General features: G+C 61.8%; 1 protein-coding gene. It reads left to right on the top strand.

The window, feature by feature from the left end; genetic code table 11:
* Positions 1-364, top strand: a 364-nt coding sequence (locus U5A56_RS37020) for a hypothetical protein (RefSeq protein ID WP_321927436.1), incomplete at both ends; no start/stop codon positions are given.

The raw sequence follows: 364 nt of genomic DNA, 5'->3' as shown, positions 1-364 counted from the left end.
GTCCGACCACATTACCAATGTCGGCACGTTGAACCTCACCGGCATCGAAACCGGCGCCACCGTGCAGTACAGCGTCGATAACGGCGCGCACTGGAACACCAGCTTCAGCGCCGTCGAAGGCACGAACAACGTGCAGGTTCGCCAGATTGACGTCGCCGGCAATACGTCGGCCGCGACATCGTTCAGCTTCACGCTCGATACGTCGGCTGCCGCGCCGGGCGTTGCGCTCGCCACCGATTCCGGCAGCAGCGCTGTTGATCACATCACCAATGTCGGTACGTTGAACCTCACCGGCATCGAAACCGGCGCCACCGTCGAATACTCGATCGACGGCGGCCATACGTGGAACACTAGTTTCAGCGCG

The sequence above is a fragment of the Burkholderia sp. BCC1998 genome, assembly GCF_905339875.1.
Taxonomy (GTDB): domain Bacteria; phylum Pseudomonadota; class Gammaproteobacteria; order Burkholderiales; family Burkholderiaceae; genus Burkholderia.
This window is presented reverse-complemented; position numbering and strand designations above follow the sequence as displayed.